Source organism: Saccharopolyspora oryzae (genome assembly GCF_027853915.1).
Classification (GTDB): Bacteria; Actinomycetota; Actinomycetes; order Mycobacteriales; family Pseudonocardiaceae; genus Saccharopolyspora; species Saccharopolyspora oryzae.
Window position 1 is genome coordinate 116291 of the sequence record NZ_JAQGLA010000007.1, and the last position, 25693, is coordinate 141983.

The following is a 25693-nucleotide window of genomic DNA, read 5'->3' on the forward strand; positions in this document are numbered from 1 at the left end:
CTGGGCAAGCGCCTCTACCGCGTCGCGCAGTAGATCGAGGCTGGGTCAGCGCACACCAACGACGCCCCCCGTGTTCCCCCCTTGGGACCAGGGTGCCCGCACAACGCCGGTTCAAATCGGCGCACCTCGGGTCGTGAGTGCTTTGGGGCGCTAGGACACCCCGAAACACTCACGACCGGGCAGCGGCTCAGGCGGTGATGAGGATCTTGACCTCGGTGTCGCGTCCGGACCGAGGAGGCGTTCGATTCCGCTGTCGACCACTTCGCGGAGGCGGATGCGGCTCGTGACCAGCGGCGACGGGTCGATCCGACCGTCCGCGACCGCCTCGATGACCGCCTGGAAGTCGTCCCGCGTGTAGGCGAAGCTGCCCGTGCACATCTTCTCGGTCGTCATGAGCCCGCCCGGATCGATGCGGGTCTTCTCCTTCAGCGGTTCGGTGGTTCCGGGACGACCGGGCGCACGGGATCGGTGCCGTCCCAGGTGCGGGCTTGCTCGATGCCGTGGGCGACCATCTCCCGGAGCCCCTCGCCCTGGATGTGCTCGAAGACGACACCGGGCTGCTCCGGGGACTCCAGGTAGGCGATCCGCGTGCCCGATCCCTCCGCTGCGAACAGCACCTCCAGTCCCCGTTCGCGCGCCTGCGCGACCGACGCGTCGAGGTCGTCGGTGATCCAGGCGAGGTGGTGCGGGCCGAGCTTCGGGGCGCCGGATTCGTGCGCGTACGGCGACGGCGTCGAGGACGTGATCTGCATGAGCTCGATCTGGAGCTCGCCCGAGTAGCCCATCGCCACGTCCATGGTGACGGTGACCTGCTGCCCCTGGTAGCGGCCGTCGAGCTCCACCCCGCGGAACACCGTCCACGGACCGATTCCGGTGTGCTGCAGCCAATACCGGATGCTGGCGTCGAGATCAGCGACCACGTATCCGACCTGCATCGCAGGTTCTGGCTGGTGCATCACAGGCTCCGCGCTCTCTCCGCCGCGTGCCGGCCGGCGCGCCGGCCGAAGAACGATCCCCCGCCGAGCTGCGAGCCGCTGGCGTAGCCCTTGCTGTCCTGCGCGATGGTGGAGGCGCACGCACCCGCCGCGTACAACCCGGGCACCTCGCTGCCGTCGGCCCGCAGCACCTGGCCGTCGACCGAGGTGGCCAGACCGCCCAGCGTGAATCCGGCGTACATCGCCTTGCCCAGCGACAGGTCGAACGCACCCCACGGCCCGGTGTCCTGCGGGGCCAGGAACTCCGGCTGCTTGTGGAAGTCCGGATCCTCTCCCGCGGCGGCGTTCTCGTTGTACCGGTCCAGGGTCGCCACGAGCGCACCTGCCGGAATGCCCAGCGCCGCTTCCATCTCCTCGACCGTCTCCCAGCCGTCGATGAACGGCACCAGCGGGTCGCCGCCCGCACCGTCGGGCGCGGTCTCGGGAGGCCGCAGGTGCGCTTCGTCGACGATCAGGAACGCCGCGCTGTCCGGCTGGTCCATCACGAACCCGGAAGTGCGCGAGTGGTAGGAGTCCTCGGCGACGAAGCGCTGGCCGAGCTTGTTCACGATGATCCCGGTCAGCAGGATCGACGGCGGGTACGCGGGAGCGGTGATGAACGCCTGGTCCATGTGCTTGGTGGCCCCGCCGACCGACCGGCCGAGCCGGATGCCGAGCCCGTCGTCGTAGGTATTTCCCAGCACATAAGGTTTTTCGGCCAGCTTCGGCACGTGCTCGGCCACCATGTCGCTGTTCATCACGAAGCCGCCGGCAGCCAGCACGACCGTCTTGGCCCGGATGGTCCCGGTCTCGTCGAAGCGCCGCCAGCGCACGCCGACCACCGCTCCACCGTCGACGACCAGCGCCGTGGCGCCGGTTTCGCAGCGGATCTGCACGCCCAGCTCGTCGGCCCGCTTCACCAGCAGCTCGGTCACCAGGCCTGCCCCACCGGTGTCACCCGGCACCGGCACCTTGTGGCCTCGTGGCGCGGGCACCGCCTGGTCCTTGAACGGCCACACCTTCTCGTTGCCCGTGTACATCAGCCCCTCGGTGCCGGGCTGGATGACCGCCTTCTCCGGGTAGTAGCTGCGCTCGAACTGAAAGCCCAAGCCCTCCAACCAGTTGAAGTGCTCGACGCTGCCGTCGCAGTAGGCCCGGATCTTGTCGTGCTCGGGCTCCCGCGACACCGCGACCAGGTACTTGTACATCTCATCCGGGCTGTCCCAGTGCCCCGTGGCTTCCTGCACGGCGGTGCCGCCGCCGAGGTAGAAGTGCCCGCCCGCCATCGCCGTGGTGCCACCCGGCGCTGCTGCTCGTTCCAGGACCACCACCCGCGCCCCGGCGGCCGCGGCGCTGACCGCGGCGCAGCCGCCCGCGATGCCGAAGCCGACGACCAGCACGTCGACCTCGTCGGACCATTCCGCTACGTCACCGGCATCGACGGTGTCGGGGATCTGTGCAGTCACCGCAACTCCTGGTTCGCATCGCGTCAACGAAGCCGTCGACGCATTGTGCGACCTCTCGGACGGGTCGACAGGCGGCCAGTTCCGCTCATCGGGACCGCAGATTGAGATGAGCCCCGGCCGCCCGGCACTCGCCCCTCTCGGAGTCGCGGACCGTCAGCGCACCGTCGCGGGGCGTGCCCGCAACCGCGTGCCGGGCCGATTGGCCTGGTCAGAACGTTGCGAACTTAATGTTGCTTAACGTTCAGCTGGCGACTTAGGTTCACTGCGGTTTGGAGATCCGGATCACGTCAAGGGAGACTCGGCTGTGGAGATCGCGACCCGTCGCTCCGCACGCCGGCCGGGCACCGTCTCGGCGGCGGCGGTGGCCCGCGCCGCCGGGGTGTCCACGGCAGCGGTGTCCTACGTGATGAACGGAAAGGGCGGGGTAGCGCCGGAAACCCGCCGGCACGTCCTCGCCGTCGCCGAAGAGCTCGGTTTCCGCCCGCCGAACCGGGGAGAACCGGCCGATCCGAACCGCACCCGAGTCATCGGGCTGGTGCAGCCCAACATCATCAACCCGACCTACCCCCGGTTCGCGCAGAGCATCGTCTCCGCAGCCGCCGACGCCGGGTACGAGGTGTTCGTCGCGACCACCCAGGACGACCTCGAGACGCTGGGCAAGGTCTCCAACAGCCTGGTGCACCGCAACGTCGACGGGGTCGTCCTGAGCGCAGCGTTCCGGGAGGACGCCACCGCGTTGCGGACGCTGCGCGCCGCCCGGATCCCCTACGTCTACCTGTCGCGGCGATCCCAGTTCCTGGAGGGCGATTTCGTCGGCATCGACGACGCCGCCGCCGCGACGTCGCTGATGGAGCACGTGCTCGGGCACGGGCACACCGAGATCGCCGTCGTGATCGGACCGCGGTTCTCCTCGGCATCGCTGGCCCGCGAACAGGCCTTCGTGGCGACAGCCCGCGCGCACGGCGTCGACATCACCGGCGACCGCAAGATCAGCACCGAGCTCAACAGCGACGGCGGCCGTCGTGCGGCGGAACGCCTGTTCGGCGGCGACAACCCGCCGAGCGCCATCGTGTGCGGCAGCGACGAGCTCGCGATCGGGATCCTGGAGCACGCCGTGGAGCACGGCATCAGGGTGCCCGAGGACGTCGCGGTGACCGGGAACGACGGCATCCCGCACAGCATGTCCGGGCTGATCGGGCTCACCACCGTGATGCAACCGCACGAGGAGATGGGCCGCGAGGCCTTCGGCATGCTCCTCAAACGCATCGAGAACCCGTCGAACAGCTACCAATCGCTGGTGTGCGCGCACCGCCTGCACATCGGCCGCACCTGCGGTTGCGAACCGACCGCGCAATCCCGCCGCTGAAGCGGATTCCCGAACGACCAACCCGATCCTCCGAGTCACCGGAGCACAACCGAAGGTCACGCCATGCCCGAAAACGCGCCGGAATCGGTGATGCGCTCGCCCGCCGAGCTCAACAGAGTCATCTTCCGCAAGCTGCTCCCGCTGCTCATCGGGGCCTACGTCATCAGCTTCCTGGACCGGACCAACATCGGCATCGCCAAGGAACACCTGCAGGTGGACCTGGGGATCTCGGCCACCGCCTACGGGATCGGCGCCGGGCTGTTCTTCATCACCTACGCGCTGGCGGAGATCCCGTCGAACCTGATCCTGCACCGGGTCGGGGCGCGGTTCTGGATCACCCGGATCATGGTCACCTGGGGGCTGATCTCGGCCGGGATGGCCTTCGTGCAGGGCGAGTGGTCGTTCTACGTGATGCGGCTGCTGCTCGGCGCGGCCGAGGCCGGCCTGTTCCCGGGCGTCATGTACCTGCTGACGCAGTGGTTCACCCGCGCCGACCGCGCCAGGGCCAACGGCCTGTTCCTGCTCGGGGTGTCCGCGGCCAGCATCCTCGGCCCGCCGCTGGGCGGCCTGCTGCTCCAGCTCGGCGGGGTCGGCGGCATGCACGGCTGGCAGTGGATGTTCCTGATCGAGGGCCTGCCGGCCTGCTTCTTCGCCATCGTGGTGTGGAAGAAGCTGCCCGACCGGCCGGAGAAGGCGAAGTTCCTGACCGCGGCCGAGGCCGAGGACCTGCAGCGCCGCATCGCCGCCGAGGACGAGGCGGGCGCTGAGGCCTCCGGCACGCACAGCATGCGCCAGGTGTGGCGGGACAAGCAGATCCTGCTGGTGGTCGCGGTCTACCTGTCGCAGCAGATCGCGGTGTACGCGCTGTCGTACTTCCTGCCGTCGATCATCGGCACCTACGGCCAGCTGTCCTCGCTGCAGATCGGGTTGCTGACCTCGGTCCCGTGGATCTTCGCCGGGCTGGGCGCGTTCCTGGTGCCGCGGCTGGCCACCGACGGCCGCAGCTCCCGCAAGCTGGTCAACATCACGATGGGCGGGATCTGCGTCGGCTTCGCGCTGGGCGCGGTCGCCGGTCCGGTCGTGGGGCTCATCGGGTTCTGCCTCGGCGCGTTCTCGTTCTTCGCGATGCAGCCGATCCTGTTCACCTTCCCCGCGTCGCGGTTGAGCGGGGCGACGCTGGCCGGCGGTATCGCGTTCGTGAACACCATCGGGCTGTTCGGCGGTTTCCTCGGCCCGTACGTGATGGGGGCGATGGAGGATCTGACCGGCAGCAAGCTGTCCGGGCTGTGGTTCGTGGTCGGCGTGTGCGCCATCGGCACCGCGCTGTCGTTCTTCCTCAAGCACGGCGACGCCGAAAAGCGTTCGTGACAACGGAGTTCCAGGAAGGGTGCGAGAAGTGGATTTCTCGGGAAAGCGGGTGCTCGTCACCGCCGGTGCGAACGGCATCGGGCTGGCGATCGCCGGCCGGTTCGCCGGGCTGGGGGCCCGGGTGCTCGTCACCGACATCGACGAGGACTCGGTCCGGGCGGCCGAAGCGCGGGGGCTGGCCGCGCGGGTCTCGGACGCATCGAGCGAAGCGCAGGTCGAGGAGCTGATGGGCGCCGTGCGCGCTGAGCTCGGCGGCCTGGACGTGCTGGTCAACAACGCGGGCATCGCCGGTCCGACCGGGCCGGTGGAGACCCTGGACAGCGCGGCGTGGGCGCAGACCTTCGAGGTCAACGTGCACAGCCAGTTCTACTGCGTCAAGCACGGACTGCCGCTGCTGCGCGAGTCGTCCGAGGCGTCCATCGTGAACCTGTCCTCGGCCGCCGGCCGGCTCGGCATGGCCGGGCGCAGCGCGTACTCGGCGTCGAAGTGGGCGGTGGTCGGCTTCACCAAGACCCTGGCCATCGAACTCGGCCCGGAGGGGATCCGGGCGAACGCGATCTGCCCCGGCGCGGTCGACGGCCCCCGCATCCGCGCGGTCATCGAGGCCAAGGCCGAGATGCTGGGCAAGCCGGTCGAGGAGATCGCAGCCACCTACCAGGACCAGTCGTCCATGCGCCGGCTGGTCACCGCCGACGACATCGCGGACATGGCCGCTTTCCTGGCCGGCCCGATGGCCCGCAACGTCAACGGCCAGGCGATGGCCGTCGACGGCAACACCGAGAAGCTCTACTGACGATCCACTGTGGAGGTTTGACCCGGATGGCTACCACTCGCAAGGTCATCATCACGTGCGCGGTGACGGGCGCGATCCACACCCCGTCGATGTCGGAACACCTGCCGGTCTCCCCCACCGAGATCGCCGAAGCGGCGCTGGGCGCGGCCGAAGCGGGCGCGGCGATCGTGCACATGCACGCCCGCGATCCCGAGGACGGCAGGCCGTCGCAGGATCCGGCCCACTTCGAACCGATCCTGGCGCAGTTGAAGGCCCACACGGACGCGGTCGTCAACATCACCACCGGCGGCTCGCCGCACATGACGGTGCAGGAGCGGATGCGGCCCGCCGCGGAGTTCAAACCCGAGCTGGCGTCGCTGAACATGGGCTCGATGAACTTCGGCCTGTACCCGATGCTGGACCGCTTCAAGGAGTTCCGCCACGACTGGGAGCGCGAGGCCCTGGAGAAGAGCCGCGACCTGGTCTTCAAGAACACCTTCGCCGACATCGAAGCGATCCTGGCCATCGGCGCGGACAACGACACCCGCTTCGAGTTCGAGTGCTACGACATCTCGCACCTCAACAACCTCGCCCACTTCGCCTCGCGGGGCCTGGTCCGGGGCCCGCTGTTCGTGCAGTCGGTGTTCGGCCTGCTGGGCGGCATCGGCGGACACCCCGAGGACCTGATGCACATGCGCCGCACGGCCGACCGCCTCCTCGGCGACGCCTACCAGTGGTCGATCCTGGGCGCGGGCCGCAACCAGATCCCGCTGGCCACCATCGGCGCGGCCCAGGGCTCCCACGTCCGCGTCGGCCTGGAGGACTCGCTCTGGATCGGCCCGGGAGAACTGGCCAAGACCAATGCCGACCAGGTGACCCGCATCCGAACGGTCCTGGAAGCCCTCAACCTCGAGGTCGCCACCCCCGACGAAGCCCGCGAAATCCTCCACCTCAAGGGCAAGGACAAAGTCGGCTTCTGAGTCGTGCTGCGGGCCGGAGCCGGGCGCAGGCTCCGGCCCGCGGCGACCGCGCGGGGATCAGCTGCGTCGAGCTACTGCGCTTCGGCGGGCTTGACGACCAGGTAACCGTGGCTGCGCGATGCGGGCAGGACGTCGCTGTTGGCCTGGACCAGGTATTCCACCAGCGGCGTTGAGACGTGGTAGCAGGCCGACGACGACCGCACGTCGAAGAGGTTGGGGCTGTCCAGGAAGAACGGGAGTTCGGCCAAGAGGTAGTCCATGCCCGCTCGCACCCCCTCCGGCGTGCAGCGGCCGTCAGCGCACTTCCCCGCCAGGTAGCGGCGGACCATGTCTTCGCAGACCGAGGCGAACTGCGGGTTCCGGGCCAGCTCCTCCTCGGTCCGGCGCCGGACCGCTTGGTAGGCGTCCTCCTGGAGGAACTCGGACAGGGGGCGCACTCGCACGCGGTCAGCGGTGGAGCCGAGGCTCTCCACGACGCGCCGGAGCTTGCGCCGCATGTCCCGCAGCCTGGACTTGACCAGCCGCGACGCCTCGTGGGCGGTCAAACCGCTGCTGATCAGCGTTCCCTCGATGCAGGTGTCGACGTACATCACGTCGATCTGGTCGAAGAAGTGGCCCGCCCACCGGGCCAGGGAGGTCAGGCGTTCCTGGGAGAAGTAGCTGTTGCCGGTGCTGACCCCGATCAGGACGTGCTCGCCCCGCTCCCAGATCTCGCGGCACCGGGCGCTGATGGGCTCGACTTCGAAACCGTGCACAGGGCCCGTCTGCAGGTTGGTCTTCATCGCCTCTCCGTCCTGTCGTGTCACCGCGCACGAGTCCTCACGGGGCGTGCTCGACGGGCGGTGCAGCTGCCTGGAGCGCTTCAACCACCTCTTGGCACAGGTCATCCAGCAGCGCTGCGAAGTCGTGCTGCGCAGGAGGACCGTCGAAGAGCGCGGCCAGCCGGGCGCGCACGGAAGCCAGCGAGGGGCCGTCCCCGCCGCAGCAGTCCAGCAGCTCCAGGGAGCGCCGCGCTCCTTCGAGGAGGCGGTACACGGCGTACTCGGGCGTCTCCTCGACCTGGCGCCGACCGCTGCTCAGCAAGTAGGCCGCGAGCAGCACCACTTCCTCACGCAGGTGCACCGGTTCCGGACGCTGTTCGGCCCCAGGTTTCATCTCTCACGACCTCTCCTCTGTTCCGGCGTTGCGAGCGCCGCGGTTCCTGAGCCGGGTGCCCCACCGGGACCACCAGGACGGGAGCCAGGTGGTCCGGCAGGTGCAGCAGAGCACGGACGGGTTTCGCCAGGAAGCTGCTGACCGGGCACCCGCCGAGCCCGAGCGCGTGCGCGGCGAGCAGGAAGTTCTCGACCGCCATCGCGACGCAGAGCACTCCGACGTCCGGCATGCGGGCGTCGTCCGGCGCCCGTCCGGAGTCGAAGCACGCGACCAGGATCAGCGGGGGAACGCCGATGATCCCCGGAGCGAACGCCCGGATGCGGCGCACCAGCACCGGGTTCCGGACCACGACGAAGCCCCACGCCTGCTTGTTGGACGCGGTGGGGGCCGCGAGCATCGCGTCGACCATCCGGTCCACCGACTCGTCGTCGATCGTTTCAGCGGTGTAGGCGCGAACTGCGCGGCGGGTCCGGATGGTCTCGAAGACGTCCAGCCGCCCCTGCGACGGGATTGCGCGGTGTGGCAGGACGTCCGACATGTGGCCGGCGCTCACGGGCCGCCCCTCCTTCACGTGTTGATGGGGAGTTCGGACTGGTGGCTGGGCACGTCCTCGGCACGCGGCCGACTCCGCCGCACGATCGGAGTTCGGCGCGCGCTCGAGGTCCTGAGGTGGACGAGTGGAAGTGGTCGTTGCGCTCCCGGTGTTCGACCGGGTTCCCGGGCACCGCTACCGCGGGTGCGAGTTCCGTTGGCACGCTGCGGAAACCGCCGGGTCAGACGTGAAACTACCTGGAGCGTGAGGGACGACGTTGCACCATTCGAAGGTGGCACACGCGGGATGGCGCTGCGCGGCGAAGGCTTCAGCGTCACCCGATTGACTCCGCAAACAGATAGAACCTTTCAAGTTTCCCACCATTCCCGGACCAGCCAAGCCGATCTGGTCCACATTGGATGGTCAAGACCGGGACCGTCCGACCGAGTTCGGCTCTCACCCGTACCGGTCGTCCTGCACGCGCACCGGAGCGGAATGGGGCCCCGCGACTGCTAGCCTCCGGTCGATCCCGCCCTCTTCCGCGAAACCCCGTTCGCCCGGCAGGCGAGAAGGAGAACCACCATGTCGACGAACGCGGATATCGTCCGGTTCTCGTACTCGGCATTCCGCCACGGGGACATCGATGCGGCGTTCAACGCGTTCGCCCCGGACATCGAATGGACCTCCCCTACCGGAATGTCCGATTTCGGCCTCGGTGGCACCGTCCGCGGCCACGACGACGTCCGGACGTTCCTGGCCCGCGCTAACAGCACCTTCAGCGAGGTGCACGTCGAGCCGCACGAGTTCGTCGAATCCGATGACCGGATCGCGGTGTTCGGCGAGCACCGCCTGCGGGGAACTCGCGGCGGCCGGTCCTGCACCGTCCCGTTCGCCCATTCCTGGCGCCTCGACGACGGCAAGGCCACCCACTTCCAAGACCTGCACGACGTTTCCGAGGTTCGCCGGATCCTGCGCCACGACGACGAACCGCCGAACTCGCCGGAAGGGATCATCCAGCTCGGCCTCGGCTTCTGGCGCTCCAAGGCGGTGCTCGCCGCGGTGCGGCTCGGCGTGTTCACCGCGCTGGCCGGTCGGCCCCTCGAACTCGCCGAACTGCGTGCCGGCACCGGCGTCCACGAGCGCGGCGCACGCGACTTCTTCGACTCGCTGGTAGCGCTCGGCTTGCTCCACCGGGACGGCTCGGTGTACCGCAACGCCCCGGCCGCTGAGGAGTTCCTCGACTCCGGCAAGCCCCACCAGTACGTCGGCGGGGTGCTCGAAGAAGCGGAGTCCCAGTGGTACCCGGCGTGGGCGCACCTCGTCGAAGCACTCACCGACGGCGTTCCGCAGTGGGTCGTGACCGGTGAGCAGGAGAACGCCTTCGACGAGATCTACCTGGAGCCGGACCAGCTGCGCAGGTTCGAACGAGCGATGATCGGGGGCCTCGTGCCGGTCATGCGCACGCTCCCCGAAAGGTTTCCCTGGCAGCAGCACCGCACGGTTGCCGACATCGGCTGCTGCGGCGGAGCACTGCTGGCCAGTGTGCTCGTGCGCCATCCCCACCTGACCGCCACCGGCTTCGACCTCCCCGCGCTGGCGCCGCTGTTCGCCGATACCGCCGCGCGCCACGGGCTGGAAGACCGGATGCGGTTCACCGCGGGGAGCTTCCTCACCGATCCGCTCCCGGCAGCGGACGTCCACGTGTTCGGCCACGTCCTGCACAACTGGGACCTCGACACCAAGCGGATGCTGCTGCGCAAGTCCTTCGAAGCGCTACCTCCTGGCGGAACCGCGGTGATCTACGAGACGCTGATCGACGACGAGCGGCGCCACCACGTCTTCGGCCTGATGATGAGCCTGCACATGCACGTCCTCAGCCCGGGCGGCTACGACTACACCGGTGCGGACTGCCAGGAATGGCTCGGCGGAGCCGGGTTCCGGACGTCTCGCGTCGAGCACCTCACCGGACACGAGTTCGTGGTCATCGGCGTCAAGTGACCGGCTCCCCGGGGCGGCGGGACCGTCACGGGTGGTCCGCGTGGTCGTCCGGTGCCGCGGTGCCGAGGACGTAGGTCATCCAGAACAGGGGCCCCGGGCTGAAGCCGAACCGGCGCACGGATCCGAGCGCGAACCCGGCCCCCTCGATCTCGCTCGCGGTGTCGCGGTGGAGCTCGCAGCCGCCGCACAACCGCCGCCAGATCGGCGCGATCCCCTCCTGGAACGCTCCGACCAGCCGGCGACTCGACCGGACGTGTTCGAGGAAGTGCACCTTCCCCTGCGGTCGCAGCACCCGCCGGATCTCGCGCAGAGCACTCGCCGGGTCGGGGACCGAGCACAGCACCTGGCACAGGACGACACCGTCGAAGCTGCTGCTCTCACCCGGCAGGGCATCGGCGTGCCCGGGAACGACTCGAACGGGGACCGGCGCCGAGGCCGCGTTGCGCTCCGAGTGCACGCGGAGCTCGTCATTGGGTTCCACCGCGACCACTTCGGTGACCGACGCCGGGTAGTGCTGGAAGTTGCGCCCGTTTCCCGAACCTATCTCGAGGACCCTTCCGGTGGTCCCGGAAACCAGCCTCCGCCGGTGTTCCACAGCACCGCGGCGATCCGCGATCTCGCTGACGCGGACCCAGAAGCGACCGAAGCGGGGGTGCTGGAACCGACGCAGTTCCGGGGGCCGATCACCGCTTGCCGAGGATGCGCTCATTCTTTTGTTGTACTGCCTCGACATCGCACCTGCGCCCCCAGCAGGGCAGAAGCCAACCTGGCCGTGGCCCCGATTCACACGACTGCGTGCACCCAGCACCTGGCGGTGGTCAGAGGGACATCAGGTCTTGGCCGACGATGACTTTTCCGGTGTAGTCGCGCTGGGCTTCTTCTCGCCAGATGTCGTCGGGGACTTCGGGGTGGCTCGGCACGAAGTGGCTCAGCACCAGGGTCGGGACTCCGGCGCTCTCGGCGATGGCGCCGACTTCGGAGACCGAGGTGTGCGAGTCGAGCAGGTGCCGGCGCAGCCGCGCCCCGTTGGTGCGGGCGAGCAGCGGTTCGATGCTCGGGACGTGCATGACTTCGTGGACGAGGACGTCGGCACCGGTGGCGAGGTCGACGAGCTGCTGGCAGGGGGCCGTGTCGCCGGAGATGACGATCGAGCGGTCCTCGGTGTCGATCCGGTAGGCCAGCGCGTCCATCGGCGGGTGGTGCACCCGCGTCGCCGAGATGCGCACGCGGTCGTCCTCGTACACCGGGCCCGGGCCGTGCACGTCTTCGGGGACGATCAGCTCGGCGAAGTCCGGGCGTCCTTCGTCGGCGATCCTGGTGGTGACGTCGGTGTCGGCGTAGCGGGCGAAGGCGGCCATCATCTCGGTCAGCGGCGGCGGACCGTACAGGCGGACCGGTTGGCGCAGGTCCGCGCACCAGGCCAGGTGCACGACCGTGCCCAGGTCGACGTTGTGGTCGGAGTGGTGGTGCGTCACGCACGCGGCGGTCAGCGAGCGCAGCGGGATGTCGGCGGCCACGAGCTGGCGGGCGACTCCGTTCCCCGCGTCGATCAGGTACGTGCGGTCGCCGACCACGATCGCCTGGGCCGGTGCGCTGCGGTTGCGCTTGGGCGTCGGACCGCCGGCCGTTCCCAGCAGGACGAGCTCGGTGCTGTGCAAGGTGTGAACCCCTGATTCCGTTGCTAGCGAACGTGTTTGAGGAATTCCTTCACCCGCGGGTGACCAGGTGATTCCAGGACCCGCTCCGACGGTCCGGTTTCGACGACCTCACCGCCGTCGAGCACCGCGGTCAGGTGCGCGACGTCCCGCGCGAAGCCGATCTCGTGGGTGACCACGACCATGGTCATGCCATCGGCAGCGAGATCGCGCATCACGGCGAGCACTTCGCCCACCAGCGCGGGGTCGAGCGCTGAGGTGGGTTCGTCGAAGAGCATCAGCTTCGGGTCGGTGGCCAGGGCGCGGGCGATCGCCACCCGCTGCTGCTGCCCGCCGGACAACGCGCTCGGGTAGACGTCGATCTTGTCCCGCAAGCCGACGCGGTCGAGCAGTTCGAGCGCCCGCTGCCGGGCCGCGGACTTGCTGAGCTTGCGCAGCGTCGTCGGGGCGAGCGCGATGTTCTGCGCGACGGTCAGGTGCGGGAACAGGTTGAACTGCTGGAAGACCATGCCGATGCGTTGACGTTGGTGGACGATCCGCCGCCCCGGCAGCTCGTGCAGCACGCCGTTGCGCTCGACGTGGCCGATCAGTTCGCCGTCGAGCCGGATCCGGCCGCCGTCCACGCGTTCCAAGTGGTTGATGCAGCGCAGGAAGGTGCTCTTGCCGGAGCCGGAAGGCCCCAGCAGGCACATGACCTTGCCCCGCGGCACCGAGAGCGACACTCCATTGAGGACGTTCAGCTCGCCGAACCGCTTGTGCAGGTCGACCGCTTCGAGCATGGGAGATTCCGAGCTCATGAGTGCACCTTCCGCGCGCTGCGCGCCAGCCGTCGTTCCAGGACCGTCTGCGCGATGGTCGCCAGTCCGGTGATCAGCAGGTACCACAGCGAGGCGATGACCAGCAGTTCCAGGATGCGCAGGTTCGAGGCGGCGATGTTCTGCGCCTCGGTGAGCAGGTCTCCCCCGGCGATGACCGAGACCAGCGAGGTCATCTTCAGCATCGTCACGAACTGGCTGCCGGTCGGTGGCACCACCACCTTGAGCGCTTGGGGCGCGATGACCTTGCGGAAGGTCTGGAAACCGTTGAGCCCCAACGCGGTCGAGGCCTCGGTCTGCCCCCTGTCGATCGAGCCGACACCCGCGCGCACGATCTCGGCCATGTAGGCCGCTTCGTTCAGCGACAGGGCGAGCACCGACGCGACGAACGGTGTGATCAGGGCGTTGGTCTCCCAGCTGGTGAGGACTTCACCGGTGAACGGCCACACCAGGTCCACCCGGTCGTAGAACAGCGCGATGTTGCCCCAGAAGAGGATCTGCACCAGCAACGGCACCCCGCGCACCACGGTGACGTACCCGACGGAGATGGCCCGCAGCACCGGGTTCCGCGACAGCCGCATGAGCGCCAGGGCGGTGCCGAGCACGACCCCGATCGCCATCGACACGATCGCCAGCAGGACGGTGCTGCGCAGCCCGGCCAGGATGGTGTCGGCGGTCAGGAACCGCGCGATGGTGGCGTGGTCCAGCGCCGGGTTCTGGTACAGCGACACCAGCACGAACCCGACCGCGACCGCCACCGCGATGCCGGACAGCCACCGGCCCGGGTGCCGCTTGCGCGCGACCGGGTCGGCGATCGCCCGATCGCCCCGGTGCTTCGCGGTCAACGTCGCCGTTCCGCCGCTCATCGGATGACCTCCTGGCCGTTGACCACGGGTTTCTGCAGCGCGAGATCGCCGAGGCCGTACTGGTCGACCAGGCGCGCGAGGGAACCGTCGGAGAACATCCCGCCGAGGGCCGCGATGAGCGCATCGCGGAGTTCGGTCTTGTCCTTCGCGGTGATGATGCCGATGGGCTGGCGCTGGTGCTGGCCCGAACCGGCGGTGTCGAAGAGCTGCCCGCCTTCCGCGGTGTCGGCGATGTAGCGCAGCACCGGGGTGTTGCCCAGGAACGCGGCCACCCGCCCGCTCTGCACCTGCAGCCGCGCGTCGGCCGGGTTGTTGAGCTGCTGCACGTCCAGCGGTGGCTTCCCGGATGCGGCGCACTTGCCCGAAGTCTCCTCGGCCAGCGCGAGTTGCACCCCGCCGCGCACGACCGCGACCGCACGACCGCACAAATCACCGACGTCGCCGAGCCCCAGCGGGTTTCCCTGCGGGACCAGCATCGTGGTGGCCTGGTCGAGGTAGTCGACGAAGTCGACGAGCCGGCGGCGTTCTTCGGTGTCACCGATGAGGTCCATCGCCACGTCGGCCTTGCCGGACTGCACCGCCGGGATCAGCCCGGCGAACGGGTACTGCTCGAACCGGACCTGCACGCCCAGCCTGCGGCCGAGCTCCTCGGCTATGTCCTTGTTCAGCCCGCGGACCGTCCTGCCGTCGCTGTCGAGGTAGCCGAGCGGCGGACTGGCCAGCTGACCGGCCACGACGATCACACCGCGCTGGCGGATCTCGTCCGGCAACCGAGCAGGTCCGCTCGGCACCGACACGCCCTGCTGGTCCTTGCCTCCCGCTGCGCGCGGCACGAGACACCCGCTGAGCAGCGCGGCGCACGCTGCGAGCACGGCGAGGACCACGACCGGGCGGGTCGATCGGTGGCGGGAATTCGGCGACCAAGCGCCCATGTGGGTCCCCTCGTCCGCTGAGATTTTCGGAGAGCGAAAAGGCTTGCGCTGGACGAATTCACCCTGCGTGCTGCACAGTGCACTGTCAAGGCGGTGCCCGCGAGATGGGACGGTCTTGCCCCGGAACACGGAGCGGAGCACGAGATGAGCCAACGAGGAACGAACCACGACGCCGGCGACGGGCTTTTCGTGCGTTCGCTGGAACGCGGCCTCGCGGTCCTCCGCGCCTTCGACGGGCGACCTCCCCAGCTGTCGCTGTCCGAGGTCGCCGCCCGCGCAGGCATGTCACCCGCTGCGGCGCGGCGCTACCTGCACACCTTCGTCGAGCTCGGCTACCTGGCCGTGCGCGGACGGTCCTTCGTCGCGCAGCCCAAGCTGGTCGAACTCGCCTACCCGTACTACGCGACGGCAGCGTTCACCCGCCCCGTGGAGACCGAGCTGGAGAAGCTCGCGGCCGAGCTCCATGAATCGTGCGCGTTGACCGTCCGCAATGGACACCACGTCACGAACGTGCTGTCCGCCAACGCGCACCGGGAACTGGCCGTGCAGGTCCAGCTCGGCCGAAGCCTGCCCGCGTACTGCACCGCCATGGGTCGAGTGCTGCTTTCCGCTCTCCCACCGGAGGAGGTCCGCACGATCCTGGAGGCGACCGACCGCGTCCACCACACGGCGAACACCGTGACCGACCTGGACGAACTCCTCGCCACCGTCGAACGTGCCCGCAACGACGGCTATGCGCTGGGCGACGAGGAGTTCCAGGTCGGGATCAGATCGGTCGCCGTCGGCGTTCGCGACGCCTCCGGGACGGTGGCCGCGGCGCTCAGCGTCAGCGCAGTCGCCTCGCGGGTTTCCACGGCCACCCTCGTCGACACCCTGCTCCCGAAGCTGCGGGACGCCGCGTCCAGCGTGGAAGTCCACCTCGCCACCGGAACCGACCGGTGAGCGGCTACCTGGTCTCCCCGGCGAGGTCGACGGTTCGGCCTTCGCGGGTGGCCAGCACGCAGGCCGCGGAGATCAGGAACGACAGCGCCCACACCAGGGCGATCAGCCACAGGTCGCCACCAGCCGCGAGCACCAGGCCGGAGGCGATCACCGGGGTGAACCCGGCGCCGAGGGTCGAGGCGGTCTGGTAGGCCAACGACGCACCGGTGTAGCGCATCCGGGTCGGGAACAGCTCGGCGACGAACGCGCCGAACGGTCCGAAGATCACGCCCTGGACGATGCCGTTGGCCAAGAAGAGGCCGATCGCGAACCCCCACAGCGTGCCCGTCTGCAGCAGCAAGACGATCGGGTAGGCCAGCACCGCACCGGCGAGCATGCCGACCAGCATCACCGGCTTGCGGCCGAACCGGTCGGACAGGCGCGCGGCGAACCAGATCCCGACGACGGTCAGCGCAGCCCCGACCGCCTTGACGTTGAGCACGCCGGTCCGGTCGACCCCCAGGTCGATCGCGTAGGCCACCGCCCACACCGTCATCAGCCCTTGCACGGTGTAAGAGCTCATGCCGGCGACGACGCCGAGCACCAGGTTGCGCGGGTACTGCGTGACGACCTCCAGCAGCGGGATCTTCCGGCGTTCGGCCTTGGACTCCAGCTCCAGGAACAGCGGCGTCTCGGACACCTTCAACCGGATCAGCAGGCCGATGGCGATCAGCGCGGTGCTGAGCAGGAACGGCACCCGCCAGCCCCAGCTGAGGAACTCCGCGTCCGGCAGCGTCGAGTACGCCGTCTCCACCAGGGTCGCGAGCACGGCACCGGCGGGACCGCCCATGTTGGCGAAGCTCGCCGCGAACCCCCGTCGCGTCGACGGGGCGTGTTCGAGCGCCACCAGCATCGCGCCACCCCATTCGCCACCGACGGCCAAGCCCTGCACCAGCCGCAGCACGACCAGCAGGGTGGGAGCCGCGACGCCGATCTGGGCGCCGGTCGGCAGCACGCCGATCGCGGTGGTGGCCGCACCCATCAGCACCATCGACACGATCAGCACGCCCTTGCGGCCGAGGCGGTCGCCGAAGTGGCCGAAGATCGCACCGCCGAGCGGCCGCGCGAGGTAGCCGACCGCCAGCGTGCTGAACGAGGCGAACAGGCCCACCGCGGGCGGCATCCCGGCGAAGAACAGCTTGCCGAACACCAGGCTGGCGGCGGTCGCGTACAGGATGAAGTCGTAGAACTCGATGGCGCTGCCGATGAAGCTCGACGCCAGGATGCGCCGCATCTCCCGGGTGCCGAGGCTGTCCGATGTGGACTCCCGGCCGGTCGGGGCGGCGGTCTGCGGATTCACGATGCGGACACCTTCCTGTGCGGGGCGACGGTGGCCGGCGCGCCGAACGGGAGCACGTCGAGGTCGTCGGGGACGATGAAGGTGCCGTGGCACCGCGCGGCCGCGGAATCCCACACCGACCGCGGGGCGGTGCCGGGCACCAGGTGGTGCAGGGCCAATGCCCCGGCGCCTGCGGCGTTGGCGATGTCCACCGCCTGCTCCGGGCTGGTGTGCGACTTGGTGTGGTGGTCGATCGAGGCCTGCGCGGTCGGGCCACCTCCCGCGTAGGTGCGGTGCACCCAGTCGAAGTCGATCGCCTCGTGCAGCAGCAGATCGGTGCCGCGGGCGAGGCGGACCAGGTTCTCGCACGGCGCGGTGTCGCCGGAGATGGTGGCGGAGCCGTGCGCGGTGTCGAAGCGGAATGCGAACGCCGGCGCGATCGGCGGGTGGCGCACGAGGGTGGCCGTGACGGTGACCAGGTCGTCCGCGTAGATCTCGAACGGCTGCATGCCGTCCGGCGTCGGGTTGTCGTTCGGGTGGTAACCGGCGCTCTCCGGAATGCGGATGTCCTCGGCCAGGAAGTGGTCGAGCGGACTGGGCCGCAGCGCGTCGAGCACGCGGTCGTTCAGGTCGGTGGCGTGGGCGGCCATCAGGCGGTGGAACATCGCCGCCGTGCCCGGCGTCGGCTGCTCGGGGAACACCGGGGACGGCGGCACCACCGCTCGGGGCGCGACGGGCGGCAGCGCGGCGCGGTCGCCCGGTCCGATGATCCGGATCGGGTCCTGCCCCTCGGCCAGCGCGAACATGCCGAAGATGGCCAGGCTCGCCAGGTCGACGGTGTGGTCGGAGTGCAGGTGCGTGAGGAACACCGCGCGCAGCGAGCTGATCGGGATGCCGGCGAGGTTCAGCTGCCGCCCGACGCCGTGGCCGGCGTCGACGAGGTAGGCGCGGTCACCGACGAGGACTGCCGTGGCGATGCCGGAGCGCTTGCCCGCGTCCACGCCCGACCACCAGCGCGGACCTCCTGCGGTGCCGAGGGTGACGACCCTCGGGCGCGGATCGGAGGAGCTGCGGAGGTCGCGGATTGTGGTGTCGGTCATGCCGAAGATTGGAAGCCACGCCACCGATCGGCACAAATACCGAATTTCGCGCCTGACGATAGAAGGAGTCTATGGCTCTTGGTCGAGCAGGAGCTCCTGGAACGCTTTCGCGGCCGGGGACAGCTTGCCCGGACGGCGGAAGAGGTCGATCCGGCGGTTCAGCACCGGATCCATCGAGCACAGCACTGCCCCTTCGAGCTCGGCCAGTCGCGCGAGGGGACGCGGCAGCGCGGCGCATCCGGCGCCGGCGACCACCAGGTGCAGGGCGGACTCGCGGTGGCCGACTTCCACCACGATGTTGGGCTCGACGCCTCGGCGTTCGCCTTCGACCCGCAGGAGGTCCCGCACCAGGGTGCCCGCCAGCCCGGTCACGACATCCCTGGTGAGCAGGTCGTCGACGGTGATGCGCCCGTCCGGCGGCGGGGTGCTGCCCGGCGGCAGGGCGACGACGAGTTCCTGCTCGGCGATCGGGACGCTCTCCAGGTCCTCGCTCGGACCCGGCACCGCGTCGGCGAAGCCGAGTTCGGCTTCCCCGGTGCGCACGGCCGCGCGCACGTCCTCTTCGGACTCCGGCTGGTACAGCCGCACCTGGACCTTCGGATGGCGGGCGCGGAACCGGCCGATCGCGGCGGCCAGCGGATCCAGCGCGAGCGTGGGCAGCGTGACCAGGTCCAACCTGCCCGCCATCAGCCCGGTCACCTCGCGCACCGCGGCCCGCCCGGTCTCCATCTCCCGCAACGCGCGGCGGGCGAAGTCGATCAGCGCGGCACCGGCGGCGGTGAGCCGCACGCGGCGGGGCAGCCGGTGGAAGAGTTCCGCACCCAGTTCCCGTTCGAGGACCTTGATCGAGTGGGAGAGGGAGGGTTGGGCCACGTGCAGCGCCGCGGCGGCTGCGGTGAACCCGCCGTGGTCCACCACTGCGAGGAAGTACTCGAGCTGACGTCGTTCCACGCCCCCACGCTAGTCATCGCCCGCTGGACGTTCGCGGTCACGGCTGGTCAGTACGCGGGATCCGTGAGGCTCGGGCGTCCGCTGCAGATCGGTGTCGGGTCAGCGGTGGCGCACGGGAGGAGAACCGCCGCTGCCGCGACGAGCGCGATCACCGGGAGGGCCAGAGCCGCGGCGATTCGCCAGGAGGCCGAGCGAGCTGCTGCGCGGGGTTGGACGAGGCGCCTGACCCGCTCCGGGACGCCGGAACCGACCGCGGCGAGCGCGGCTTTCGGCACGCGGGTGGTCGAATTCCGGTTGCTCGTGGCCATCACCGCCAACGCTCGGGCCACCGCTCGGTTCCCGTGCCGACGGCCCGCCTGGTCGTCGGCGATCCACTCGACGAGGCGGGCGGTCTCCTGCGAAGCCGCCTTCAGCAGCGGCACGAAGGGGAACGCGCGCGCGAGGATCGCCGTCCAGCCCAGCACGAAGTGGTGCTTGCCGCGCAGGTGGGCGATCTCGTGCGCGAGGACGGCGGCGCGCTCCGCCGGTACCAGCCGACGCAGGGCGCCCGTGGTGAGCACGACGGTCGGGTCCTGCCCGGGAACGCAATAAGCGGCGGCCTGTTCGGCTTCCACGACGGCGACCGGAACTCCGTCGTGGACCGCCGAGTCCGAAGTGGACCGCAGGGTCTGCCGGTGCAGCTTGCGGTGCTGGCGGGTCTGCCGGGCGTGGCGCGCGGCGACGGTGAACAGCCTCGCCAGCACAACGGCCGAGCCGAGCAGCGCGATCGCCGCGGGCGCGTCGGCGAGGCTGTGCACTCCGACGATCGTCAGCAGTGCGCGCAAGCAGGCGTGCAGCAGTCCGGCGAGGCCGAGACCTCCGGAGAGCTGCGCCATCGCGGCGAGGCCGGCGCTGACGACCGACACGATCCAGGAGGTGGCCAGCGCCGTCCAGAGGACGAGTCCGAGCCGGGGCGCCGAGGACTGCCAGCGCCGACAGGACCGCATCAGGCGGGGTCCCCACGCGGCCAGCGCCGCGGTGTAGGCGAACAGGCCGATGAGCAGCGGCGTCATCGTTCCTCCGGGGTTTCGCCGAGCAGTTCCCGCAGCATCTCGGCTTCCTCGTCGGTGATCTCGTCGACGAACTTGAGGAACGTCGCGCGCGGGCTGTTGCTGGCCGCGAGCGCTTCCCTCATCAGCAGCGCGGCGTGCTCGCTGGCCTGCAGGCGGGGGCGGTAGAACCAGACCCGGCCGATCCGGTCGCGGTCGACCCACTGCTTGCGGTGGAGGTTCTCCAGCACGGTGGCCACCGTGGTGTAGGCGAGACCGCGGTCGCGGAGGCCGTCGAGCACCTCCCGCACGCTCATCGGATCCGCCGCTTCCCACAGCAGGTTCATCACGGCCGACTCCAGCGGCCCCAGGCTGCGCATCGGAATTCTCCCTTCCGATCGGGCAGGGTAGGTCATGGTCTTCCCGCCGCGGGTACTCGGCAGCCCCGCGCCGAACGGAGCCTGGCGCGCAAAGCGAAACCCAGCAGTACGAGCGAGCCGATCGCCAGCACCGGTTGCAGCGGACCGAACCAGGTGACCGCCCCGCTGGTGCCCAAGGCGAGCACGACCAGCTTGTTGCAGGTCGGACAGCCGACGGCGAGGAACGACAGCACCGCACCGACGACGGTGCGGCGTTGGTCCCGGGAGCGCTCCGCCGCGAGCTGCGCGCTGGGCGCGAGGTAGCTCGCGACGAGCAGCCCGGACAGCACCGCGGAGGCGATCCACACCGGATAGCTCCACCACGGCGCCTCGATCATCCGCGTGAACAGCGGATTCGGGATGAGGCCGGTCACCGCGCCGGCCACCAGCACAATGCCCGCCGCGACGAGAGCGGCGACCAGCCACTGCCGCGCCGTCCAGTCCCGCATCAGGTCCTCCGTCCGACTCGCCCGGGGTGCCCGGAACGCCCCGATGCACCGACTCTACTATGCGGGATAAGAACACTACTAAGTTCGATAGAAAAGGTGCGTGATGACCTCCAAGGGCTCGCCGGCGTTCCGGTGGGGGATCGTGGCGGTGGTCGTGGCCGCCGTCGCCGCGTTGGCGTGGGGCGCGTTCAGCGGCGGCGGGCCATCCCCCGAATCGGCCCAGCAACCCGGTGCGACGCAGCAGAACGACATGTCCGCGGCACTCAAGGTCCTGCAGCGCCGCCAGCCCGACGACCCGTTCGCGATGGGCCGGGTCGACGCACCGGTGGTGATGATCAAGTACGAGGACTTCCGCTGCCCGTTCTGCTCGAAGTTCGCCGCCGACGTCGAACCGGAGCTGATCAAGCGGTACGTCGAGACCGGCGTGCTGCGCATCGAGTGGCGCGACTTCCCCATCTTCGGCGACGAATCCGTGGAGGTCGCCAAAGCCGCCCGGGCCGCGGGACGCCAGGGCATGTTCTGGCAGTTCCACTACGCCGCGTACGAGCGCGGCAACGGCGGGGAGAGGCCGTCCTTCCCGGAGGAGACCATCCAGCAGGTGGCCCGCGAAGCAGGCGTGCCGGACCTGGCGAAGTTCAACGCCGACCGCAACGACCCGGCGATCCTGGAGGCGATCCAGCTCGACGCCGCCGAAGGACAAGCGCTCGGCGCGTCCAGCACCCCGACCTTCATCATCAACGGCCAAGCCGTCCTCGGCGCCCAACCGCTGGACCAGTTCGTCGCGGTGATCGAGGAAGAACGGGCCAAGGCATGACGATCGGCTACTTCGGCGCGTTCCTCGGCGGCGTGCTGTCGCTGCTGAGCCCCTGTTCCGCGCTGCTCGTCCCCGCGTTCTTCGCCTACGCCTTCGCCGACCGGGTGCGCCTGCTGCTGCGCACCGGCATCTTCTACCTCGGCCTGGCCACCACCCTGGTACCGATGGGCGTGGCCGCCGGCTCGATCGGCGCGGTGCTCAACCAGCACCGCGACCTCGTCGTGCTGATCGGCGGCTGGCTCATGATCCTGCTGGGCGCGGCCCAGATCTTCGGGTTCGGCTTCGGTTCCACGGCGGCGCAACGGCTCAGCGGGCGGATCAAGATCTCCTCCGCGCTGTCGGTGTACCTGCTGGGAACCGTGTACGGGCTGGCCGGGTTCTGCGCCGGTCCCCTGCTCGGCAGCGTGCTGACGATGGCGATGACCGGCTCCAGCCCCGCCTACGGCGGGATCCTGCTGGCCATCTACGCGCTGGGCATGGCGCTGCCGCTGTTCGTCATCGCCGCCCTGTGGGACCGCTTCGACCTCGGCCGGCGCCGGTGGCTGCGCGGCCGGGAGCTGCGGCTCGGCCCCCTCCGCGTGCACAGCACGACGCTGATCTCCGGGCTGGTCTTCATCGCGCTCGGCGCGCTGTTCCTCACCACCGACGGCACCGGATCGCTCGGCGGCATCGTCGGCATCGACGCGCAGTTCGCCGTGCAGGCCTGGGTCCAGCACGCGGCGGCGCTGGTCTCCGACCAGCTGATCCTGGTGGTGCTCATCGTGCTGCTGCTGGCGGGCCTGACCTGGTACCTGCTCGCCACCCGCCGCAAACCCGAGCCGGACCCGACCCCGGAGACCTCCGACAGCCCGAAGGAATAGCGCGAGGCAGCTCTTCGGAACGCGGGGTAGCGTTCCACTGTGCAGAACAAACCGACCTACAGCATCGAGTCGGTCGACCACGCGCTCCGGTTGGCGGTCCTGTTGCAGCAGGAAGGACCGCTGGGGGTCAGCGATGCCGCGGCGCGGCTGGGTGTCGCCCGGTCGACGGCGCACCGGCTGCTGGCGATGCTCGTGTACCGCTCCTTCGCCGAGCAGCGCGATGACCGCCGGTACGCAGCCGGGCCCGTCCTGCGGTCGTGGAGCGGCGGGGACTCCGTCACCCACCTCCGGGAGATCGCCCTGCCGCACTTGCGGGCGCTGGTCCGGCGGACCGGGGAGACGGCCAACCTGATGGTGCTGCGCGGCACGCAGGTCCAGATGGTCGCGACCGCGGAATGCGATCAGGCCCTGCGCGTCGGGGACCGGGAGGGGCGGATGCTCCCCGCTCACCTCGCCTCCGGCGGGCGCGCCCTCCTCGCCCGGCTGGACCGGGCCGAGATCGACGCCCGGTACGGCGACGAGGACCGGACCGGCGTTGCCCGCGAGGTCGTCGAGCGCACGATCCGCCAGACGCGCCGGCGCGGGTTCGCGATCAACGACCAGTCGACCGAAGCCGGACTCACGGCGATCGGCCAGGCGGTGGGCGATCCCGCGCAGGGCCTCCCGGCTGCGCTCTCGGTGGCGATGCCCACCGCGCGCTACCACCGGCGCATGCTGCCCGATCTCGCCGCCGCGCTGGACGAAGCCGCCCGCGCGGTGGCGCAGGACCTCCACGACGATTCTTGAGAGCAGAACAATCTGTCCCTCCTCGCGCACCCGCCGCACGATGGACGAACAGACCCCCGCAGTCAGCGGTAACCACCACCGCCCTGGGATGTCCGACGTCCAGAGGAGCCCGAACAGTGCAGTTCTACCTCGACGGCTACGAGCCCGGAGACCCGTTCGTCAAGCACCCGCACCCGTCGCTGGCCGAGCGCGGTGCGGAGCTGCCGGACACCGCCGATGTCGTGATCATCGGATGCGGTCCGGCCGGGCTGGTCCTGGCCGCCCAGCTGGCCGAGTTCCCCGAGATCCGCACCGTGATCGTCGACCGGCGGGACGGGCCGCTGGAGGTCGGCCAGGCCGACGGCGTCGCGTGCCGGACGGTGGAGATGTTCGAGGCGTTCGGCCTGGCCGACCAGCTCGTCCACGAGGGCTACCAGGTCAACGAGGTGACCTTCTGGCGGCCCGACCCGCAGGACACCTCCTCGATCGTGCGCACCGGCCGCATCGACGACGTCGAGGAAGGCCTGTCCGAGATGCCGCACATGATCGTCAACCAGGCGCGGATGCTGGCCTACCTGCGCGACCACATGCGCCGCTCCGCCACCCGGGCCGAGCCCTTCTACGGGCTGCACGCCACCGACGTGCGCGTCGACCCCGACACCAGCGCCGAGCACCCGGTCGAGGTGACCCTGCAGCACGTCGAGGGCTTCGAGCCGACCGGGAAGACCTCGACGATCCGCGCCCGGTACGTCGTCGGCTGCGACGGCTCGCGCAGCGGCACCCGGGAAGCCATCGGACGCCGGCTGGAAGGCGACGCGACGAACCAGTCGTGGGGTGTGCTGGACGTCCTCGCCGTCACCGACTTCCCCGACATCCGGCTCAAGTCCGCCATCCACTCCGAGCAGGGCAGCATCCTGATCATCCCGCGCGAGGGCGGGTACCTGGTCCGGCTCTACATCGAGCTCGACAACGACCGCGACGCGGAGATGCTCCGCAACCGCACCGCCACCCCGGAGAAGCTCGCCGCGGTGGCCAACCGCATCCTGCACCCCTACTCGATCGACGTGAAGCACGTCGGCTGGTGGGCGGTCTACGAGATCGGTCAGCGCCTCTGCGACCGCTTCGACGACGTCCCCGACGACGAATCCCGCCTGCCCCGGGCCTTCATCGCCGGCGACGCCTGCCACACCCACAGCGCGAAGGCCGGTCAGGGCATGAACGTCTCGATGGCCGACGCGTGGAACCTGGGGTGGAAGCTCGGCACCGTGCTCCGCGGCACGTCCCGCCCCGAAGTCCTGCGCACCTACTCGGCCGAGCGGCAGAAGGTCGCGCAGCAGCTCATCGACTTCGACCGCGAGTTCGCCGCGATGTTCAGCGCCCGCCCGGACGGCGACGCGGATCCCGAGCGGTTCCAGCACTACTTCCGCGAGCAGGGCCGGTTCACCGCTGGTGTCTCGGTCCGCTACGAGCCCTCCGCGCTGACCGCCCGTCCGGTCCACCAGCACCTGGCCGAGGGCTTCCCGATCGGGATGCGCTTCCACTCCGCACCCGTCGTCCGGCTCGCCGACGCCAAGCCGATGCACCTAGGCCACGCCGCGCGGGCCGACGGCGCGTGGCGCCTCTACGCGTTCGCCGACAGCGCCCACCCGACCGAACCCGGTTCCCGGCTCAGGGCACTCGCCGACTTCCTGGTCTCCCCGGAATCGCCGATCGCCCGGTTCACCCCGTCCGGCGCCGACCCGGACTCGGTGATCGACGTCCGGTCCGTGCTCCAGCAGGGACATCGCGCTGTCTCCGTGGACGACCTGCCGCCGGTGCTGCTCCCCCGCAAGGGCAAGTTCGGGCTCGTCGACTACGAGAAGGCCTTCTGCCCCGACCCGAACGCGGACATCTTCGACCTGCGCGGACTGGACCGGGAACAGGGCTGCCTCGTGGTCGTCCGGCCGGACCAGTACGTCGCGAACGTCCTCCCGCTCGACGCCCACGACGAACTCGTCGAATTCTTCCGCGGAGTGCTCGTGGAGGCATAGGTCGGCGGACGTCATCGCTGTGCGATCAGTGGTGGTACGGGGTGGACTCCCGACGCAGAGGTTCCGCTGGCGACGGGGTTGGGTTTGGGTTCAAAGCGGTAGGGGTCGGCTTGGGGTGTGTAGCAGTTTCAATCGAAA

Annotated in this window: 27 protein-coding genes; 10 read left to right on the forward strand and 17 right to left on the reverse strand. The window is 69.9% G+C overall.

The features are described 5' to 3' along the window. Positions 1 to 150: 150 nt before the first annotated feature. Genes OU415_RS07270 through OU415_RS07280 form a run of 3 tightly spaced genes read right to left on the reverse strand, consistent with a single transcriptional unit; the run spans position 151 to position 2440 of the window. Complete coding sequence (locus tag OU415_RS07270; RefSeq protein ID WP_270947807.1) at positions 151 to 393, reverse strand: hypothetical protein; 243 nt, start codon at positions 391 to 393, stop codon at positions 151 to 153. A 32-nt stretch (positions 394 to 425) separates the two neighbouring features. Beyond that, on the reverse strand, positions 426 to 956 hold the full coding sequence (locus tag OU415_RS07275; protein WP_270947808.1) for a VOC family protein: 531 nt from the start codon (positions 954 to 956) through the stop codon (positions 426 to 428). After that, positions 956 to 2440, reverse strand: a complete 1485-nt coding sequence (locus OU415_RS07280) for an FAD-binding protein (protein WP_270947809.1) — start codon at positions 2438 to 2440, stop codon at positions 956 to 958. Before OU415_RS07280 ends, OU415_RS07275 begins: the two co-directional genes overlap by 1 nt. A gap of 304 nt (positions 2441 to 2744) precedes the next feature. On the opposite strand from OU415_RS07280, the gene OU415_RS07285 reads away from it, so the two are divergent. The 4 genes from OU415_RS07285 to OU415_RS07300 all read left to right on the forward strand — a co-directional run bounded on the left by OU415_RS07285 (position 2745) and on the right by OU415_RS07300 (position 6926). After that, positions 2745 to 3806, forward strand: a complete 1062-nt coding sequence (locus OU415_RS07285; RefSeq protein ID WP_270947810.1) for a LacI family DNA-binding transcriptional regulator — start codon at positions 2745 to 2747, stop codon at positions 3804 to 3806. A 63-nt stretch (positions 3807 to 3869) separates the two neighbouring features. Continuing rightward, positions 3870 to 5174 carry an MFS transporter gene (locus OU415_RS07290; protein ID WP_270947811.1) on the forward strand — a complete coding sequence of 435 codons (1305 nt, stop codon included), beginning with the start codon at positions 3870 to 3872 and terminating at the stop codon, positions 5172 to 5174. A 28-nt stretch (positions 5175 to 5202) separates the two neighbouring features. Beyond that, a complete protein-coding gene (locus tag OU415_RS07295) occupies positions 5203 to 5967 on the forward strand; it encodes an SDR family oxidoreductase (RefSeq protein WP_270947812.1) in 765 nt (254 codons plus the stop codon). 26 nt (positions 5968 to 5993) lie between these two features. Then, entirely contained in the window at positions 5994 to 6926 is a 933-nt protein-coding gene (locus OU415_RS07300; protein WP_270947813.1) for a BKACE family enzyme, read from the forward strand. A gap of 71 nt (positions 6927 to 6997) precedes the next feature. Here the strand turns inward: OU415_RS07300 and OU415_RS07305 are convergent, their stop codons facing one another. From OU415_RS07305 to OU415_RS07315, 3 genes are read right to left on the reverse strand one after another with little or no spacing between them, the layout of a single operon-like run. Next, the gene (locus OU415_RS07305; protein WP_270947814.1) at positions 6998 to 7708 is read right to left on the reverse strand and encodes a tRNA-dependent cyclodipeptide synthase; all 711 of its coding nucleotides are present in this window, start codon (positions 7706 to 7708) and stop codon (positions 6998 to 7000) included. 37 nt (positions 7709 to 7745) lie between these two features. Next, positions 7746 to 8048, reverse strand: a complete 303-nt coding sequence (locus tag OU415_RS07310; RefSeq protein WP_270947815.1) for a DUF6092 family protein — start codon at positions 8046 to 8048, stop codon at positions 7746 to 7748. Further along, positions 8035 to 8634, reverse strand: coding sequence for a nitroreductase family protein (locus OU415_RS07315; protein WP_270947816.1), 600 nt, complete (start codon positions 8632 to 8634; stop codon positions 8035 to 8037). The genes OU415_RS07310 and OU415_RS07315 overlap by 14 nt, the downstream gene beginning before the upstream one ends. Before the next feature lie 561 nt (positions 8635 to 9195). On the opposite strand from OU415_RS07315, the gene OU415_RS07320 reads away from it, so the two are divergent. Next, positions 9196 to 10611 carry a methyltransferase gene (locus tag OU415_RS07320; RefSeq protein WP_270947817.1) on the forward strand — a complete coding sequence of 472 codons (1416 nt, stop codon included), beginning with the start codon at positions 9196 to 9198 and terminating at the stop codon, positions 10609 to 10611. Between the two features lie 25 nt (positions 10612 to 10636). Here OU415_RS07320 and OU415_RS07325 read toward each other — a convergent pair whose 3' ends face one another. The 5 genes from OU415_RS07325 to OU415_RS07345 form a co-directional block, all read right to left on the reverse strand. Then, on the reverse strand, positions 10637 to 11344 hold the full coding sequence (locus OU415_RS07325; protein WP_333777250.1) for a class I SAM-dependent methyltransferase: 708 nt from the start codon (positions 11342 to 11344) through the stop codon (positions 10637 to 10639). A gap of 85 nt (positions 11345 to 11429) precedes the next feature. Beyond that, positions 11430 to 12269, reverse strand: a complete 840-nt coding sequence (locus tag OU415_RS07330; protein WP_270947819.1) for an MBL fold metallo-hydrolase — start codon at positions 12267 to 12269, stop codon at positions 11430 to 11432. A gap of 23 nt (positions 12270 to 12292) precedes the next feature. Continuing rightward, positions 12293 to 13063, reverse strand: coding sequence for an amino acid ABC transporter ATP-binding protein (locus OU415_RS07335; protein ID WP_270947820.1), 771 nt, complete (start codon positions 13061 to 13063; stop codon positions 12293 to 12295). Continuing rightward, complete coding sequence (locus tag OU415_RS07340) at positions 13060 to 13947, reverse strand: amino acid ABC transporter permease (RefSeq protein ID WP_270947821.1); 888 nt, start codon at positions 13945 to 13947, stop codon at positions 13060 to 13062. Before OU415_RS07340 ends, OU415_RS07335 begins: the two co-directional genes overlap by 4 nt. Then, positions 13944 to 14879: an ABC transporter substrate-binding protein gene (locus OU415_RS07345; RefSeq protein WP_270947822.1), complete on the reverse strand. Its 936-nt coding sequence runs from the start codon at positions 14877 to 14879 to the stop codon at positions 13944 to 13946. The genes OU415_RS07340 and OU415_RS07345 overlap by 4 nt, the downstream gene beginning before the upstream one ends. Positions 14880 to 15023: 144 nt before the next feature. Between OU415_RS07345 and OU415_RS07350 the strand changes: the two genes are divergently transcribed. Then, positions 15024 to 15821 carry an IclR family transcriptional regulator domain-containing protein gene (locus tag OU415_RS07350; RefSeq protein ID WP_270947823.1) on the forward strand — a complete coding sequence of 266 codons (798 nt, stop codon included), beginning with the start codon at positions 15024 to 15026 and terminating at the stop codon, positions 15819 to 15821. A gap of 4 nt (positions 15822 to 15825) precedes the next feature. Here the strand turns inward: OU415_RS07350 and OU415_RS07355 are convergent, their stop codons facing one another. The 6 genes from OU415_RS07355 to OU415_RS07380 all read right to left on the reverse strand — a co-directional run bounded on the left by OU415_RS07355 (position 15826) and on the right by OU415_RS07380 (position 21086). After that, on the reverse strand, positions 15826 to 17160 hold the full coding sequence (locus tag OU415_RS07355) for an MFS transporter (RefSeq protein WP_270947824.1): 1335 nt from the start codon (positions 17158 to 17160) through the stop codon (positions 15826 to 15828). Further along, the gene (locus tag OU415_RS07360; protein ID WP_270947825.1) at positions 17157 to 18239 is read right to left on the reverse strand and encodes an MBL fold metallo-hydrolase; all 1083 of its coding nucleotides are present in this window, start codon (positions 18237 to 18239) and stop codon (positions 17157 to 17159) included. The genes OU415_RS07355 and OU415_RS07360 overlap by 4 nt, the downstream gene beginning before the upstream one ends. Before the next feature lie 69 nt (positions 18240 to 18308). Beyond that, positions 18309 to 19190 carry a LysR family transcriptional regulator gene (locus tag OU415_RS07365; protein WP_270947826.1) on the reverse strand — a complete coding sequence of 294 codons (882 nt, stop codon included), beginning with the start codon at positions 19188 to 19190 and terminating at the stop codon, positions 18309 to 18311. A 47-nt stretch (positions 19191 to 19237) separates the two neighbouring features. Further along, positions 19238 to 20242 carry a M56 family metallopeptidase gene (locus OU415_RS07370; protein ID WP_270947827.1) on the reverse strand — a complete coding sequence of 335 codons (1005 nt, stop codon included), beginning with the start codon at positions 20240 to 20242 and terminating at the stop codon, positions 19238 to 19240. Further along, on the reverse strand, positions 20239 to 20598 hold the full coding sequence (locus tag OU415_RS07375; protein WP_270947828.1) for a BlaI/MecI/CopY family transcriptional regulator: 360 nt from the start codon (positions 20596 to 20598) through the stop codon (positions 20239 to 20241). The genes OU415_RS07370 and OU415_RS07375 overlap by 4 nt, the downstream gene beginning before the upstream one ends. A gap of 32 nt (positions 20599 to 20630) precedes the next feature. Beyond that, positions 20631 to 21086, reverse strand: a complete 456-nt coding sequence (locus OU415_RS07380) for a hypothetical protein (RefSeq protein WP_270947829.1) — start codon at positions 21084 to 21086, stop codon at positions 20631 to 20633. 103 nt (positions 21087 to 21189) lie between these two features. Here OU415_RS07380 and OU415_RS07385 point away from each other — a divergent pair, with 103 nt between their 5' ends. The 4 genes from OU415_RS07385 (at position 21190) to OU415_RS07400 (ending at position 25555) form a co-directional block, all read left to right on the forward strand. Further along, complete coding sequence (locus OU415_RS07385) at positions 21190 to 21900, forward strand: DsbA family protein (protein ID WP_270947830.1); 711 nt, start codon at positions 21190 to 21192, stop codon at positions 21898 to 21900. Then, complete coding sequence (locus OU415_RS07390) at positions 21897 to 22760, forward strand: cytochrome c biogenesis CcdA family protein (RefSeq protein ID WP_270947831.1); 864 nt, start codon at positions 21897 to 21899, stop codon at positions 22758 to 22760. Before OU415_RS07385 ends, OU415_RS07390 begins: the two co-directional genes overlap by 4 nt. 39 nt (positions 22761 to 22799) lie before the next feature. Next, positions 22800 to 23546, forward strand: coding sequence for an IclR family transcriptional regulator (locus OU415_RS07395; RefSeq protein WP_270947832.1), 747 nt, complete (start codon positions 22800 to 22802; stop codon positions 23544 to 23546). 116 nt (positions 23547 to 23662) lie between these two features. After that, entirely contained in the window at positions 23663 to 25555 is a 1893-nt protein-coding gene (locus tag OU415_RS07400) for an FAD-dependent monooxygenase (RefSeq protein WP_270947833.1), read from the forward strand. Positions 25556 to 25693 lie beyond the last annotated feature (138 nt).

What these genes read in the sequence shown, in the direction of transcription:
- OU415_RS07270 (WP_270947807.1), bottom strand. Translation starts at nt 393, where the DNA reads ATGACGACCGAGAAGATGTGCACGGGCAGCTTCGCCTACACGCGGGAC.
- OU415_RS07275 (WP_270947808.1), bottom strand. Translation starts at nt 956, where the DNA reads ATGCACCAGCCAGAACCTGCGATGCAGGTCGGATACGTGGTCGCTGAT.
- OU415_RS07290 (WP_270947811.1), top strand. Translation starts at nt 3,870, where the DNA reads ATGCCCGAAAACGCGCCGGAATCGGTGATGCGCTCGCCCGCCGAGCTC.
- OU415_RS07300 (WP_270947813.1), top strand. Translation starts at nt 5,994, where the DNA reads ATGGCTACCACTCGCAAGGTCATCATCACGTGCGCGGTGACGGGCGCG.
- OU415_RS07305 (WP_270947814.1), bottom strand. Translation starts at nt 7,708, where the DNA reads ATGAAGACCAACCTGCAGACGGGCCCTGTGCACGGTTTCGAAGTCGAG.
- OU415_RS07320 (WP_270947817.1), top strand. Translation starts at nt 9,196, where the DNA reads ATGTCGACGAACGCGGATATCGTCCGGTTCTCGTACTCGGCATTCCGC.
- OU415_RS07325 (WP_333777250.1), bottom strand. Translation starts at nt 11,344, where the DNA reads ATGTCGAGGCAGTACAACAAAAGAATGAGCGCATCCTCGGCAAGCGGT.
- OU415_RS07335 (WP_270947820.1), bottom strand. Translation starts at nt 13,063, where the DNA reads ATGAGCTCGGAATCTCCCATGCTCGAAGCGGTCGACCTGCACAAGCGG.
- OU415_RS07340 (WP_270947821.1), bottom strand. Translation starts at nt 13,947, where the DNA reads ATGAGCGGCGGAACGGCGACGTTGACCGCGAAGCACCGGGGCGATCGG.
- OU415_RS07345 (WP_270947822.1), bottom strand. Translation starts at nt 14,879, where the DNA reads ATGGGCGCTTGGTCGCCGAATTCCCGCCACCGATCGACCCGCCCGGTC.
- OU415_RS07350 (WP_270947823.1), top strand. Translation starts at nt 15,024, where the DNA reads ATGAGCCAACGAGGAACGAACCACGACGCCGGCGACGGGCTTTTCGTG.
- OU415_RS07360 (WP_270947825.1), bottom strand. Translation starts at nt 18,239, where the DNA reads ATGACCGACACCACAATCCGCGACCTCCGCAGCTCCTCCGATCCGCGC.
- OU415_RS07370 (WP_270947827.1), bottom strand. Translation starts at nt 20,242, where the DNA reads ATGACGCCGCTGCTCATCGGCCTGTTCGCCTACACCGCGGCGCTGGCC.
- OU415_RS07375 (WP_270947828.1), bottom strand. Translation starts at nt 20,598, where the DNA reads ATGCGCAGCCTGGGGCCGCTGGAGTCGGCCGTGATGAACCTGCTGTGG.
- OU415_RS07380 (WP_270947829.1), bottom strand. Translation starts at nt 21,086, where the DNA reads ATGCGGGACTGGACGGCGCGGCAGTGGCTGGTCGCCGCTCTCGTCGCG.
- OU415_RS07385 (WP_270947830.1), top strand. Translation starts at nt 21,190, where the DNA reads ATGACCTCCAAGGGCTCGCCGGCGTTCCGGTGGGGGATCGTGGCGGTG.
- OU415_RS07390 (WP_270947831.1), top strand. Translation starts at nt 21,897, where the DNA reads ATGACGATCGGCTACTTCGGCGCGTTCCTCGGCGGCGTGCTGTCGCTG.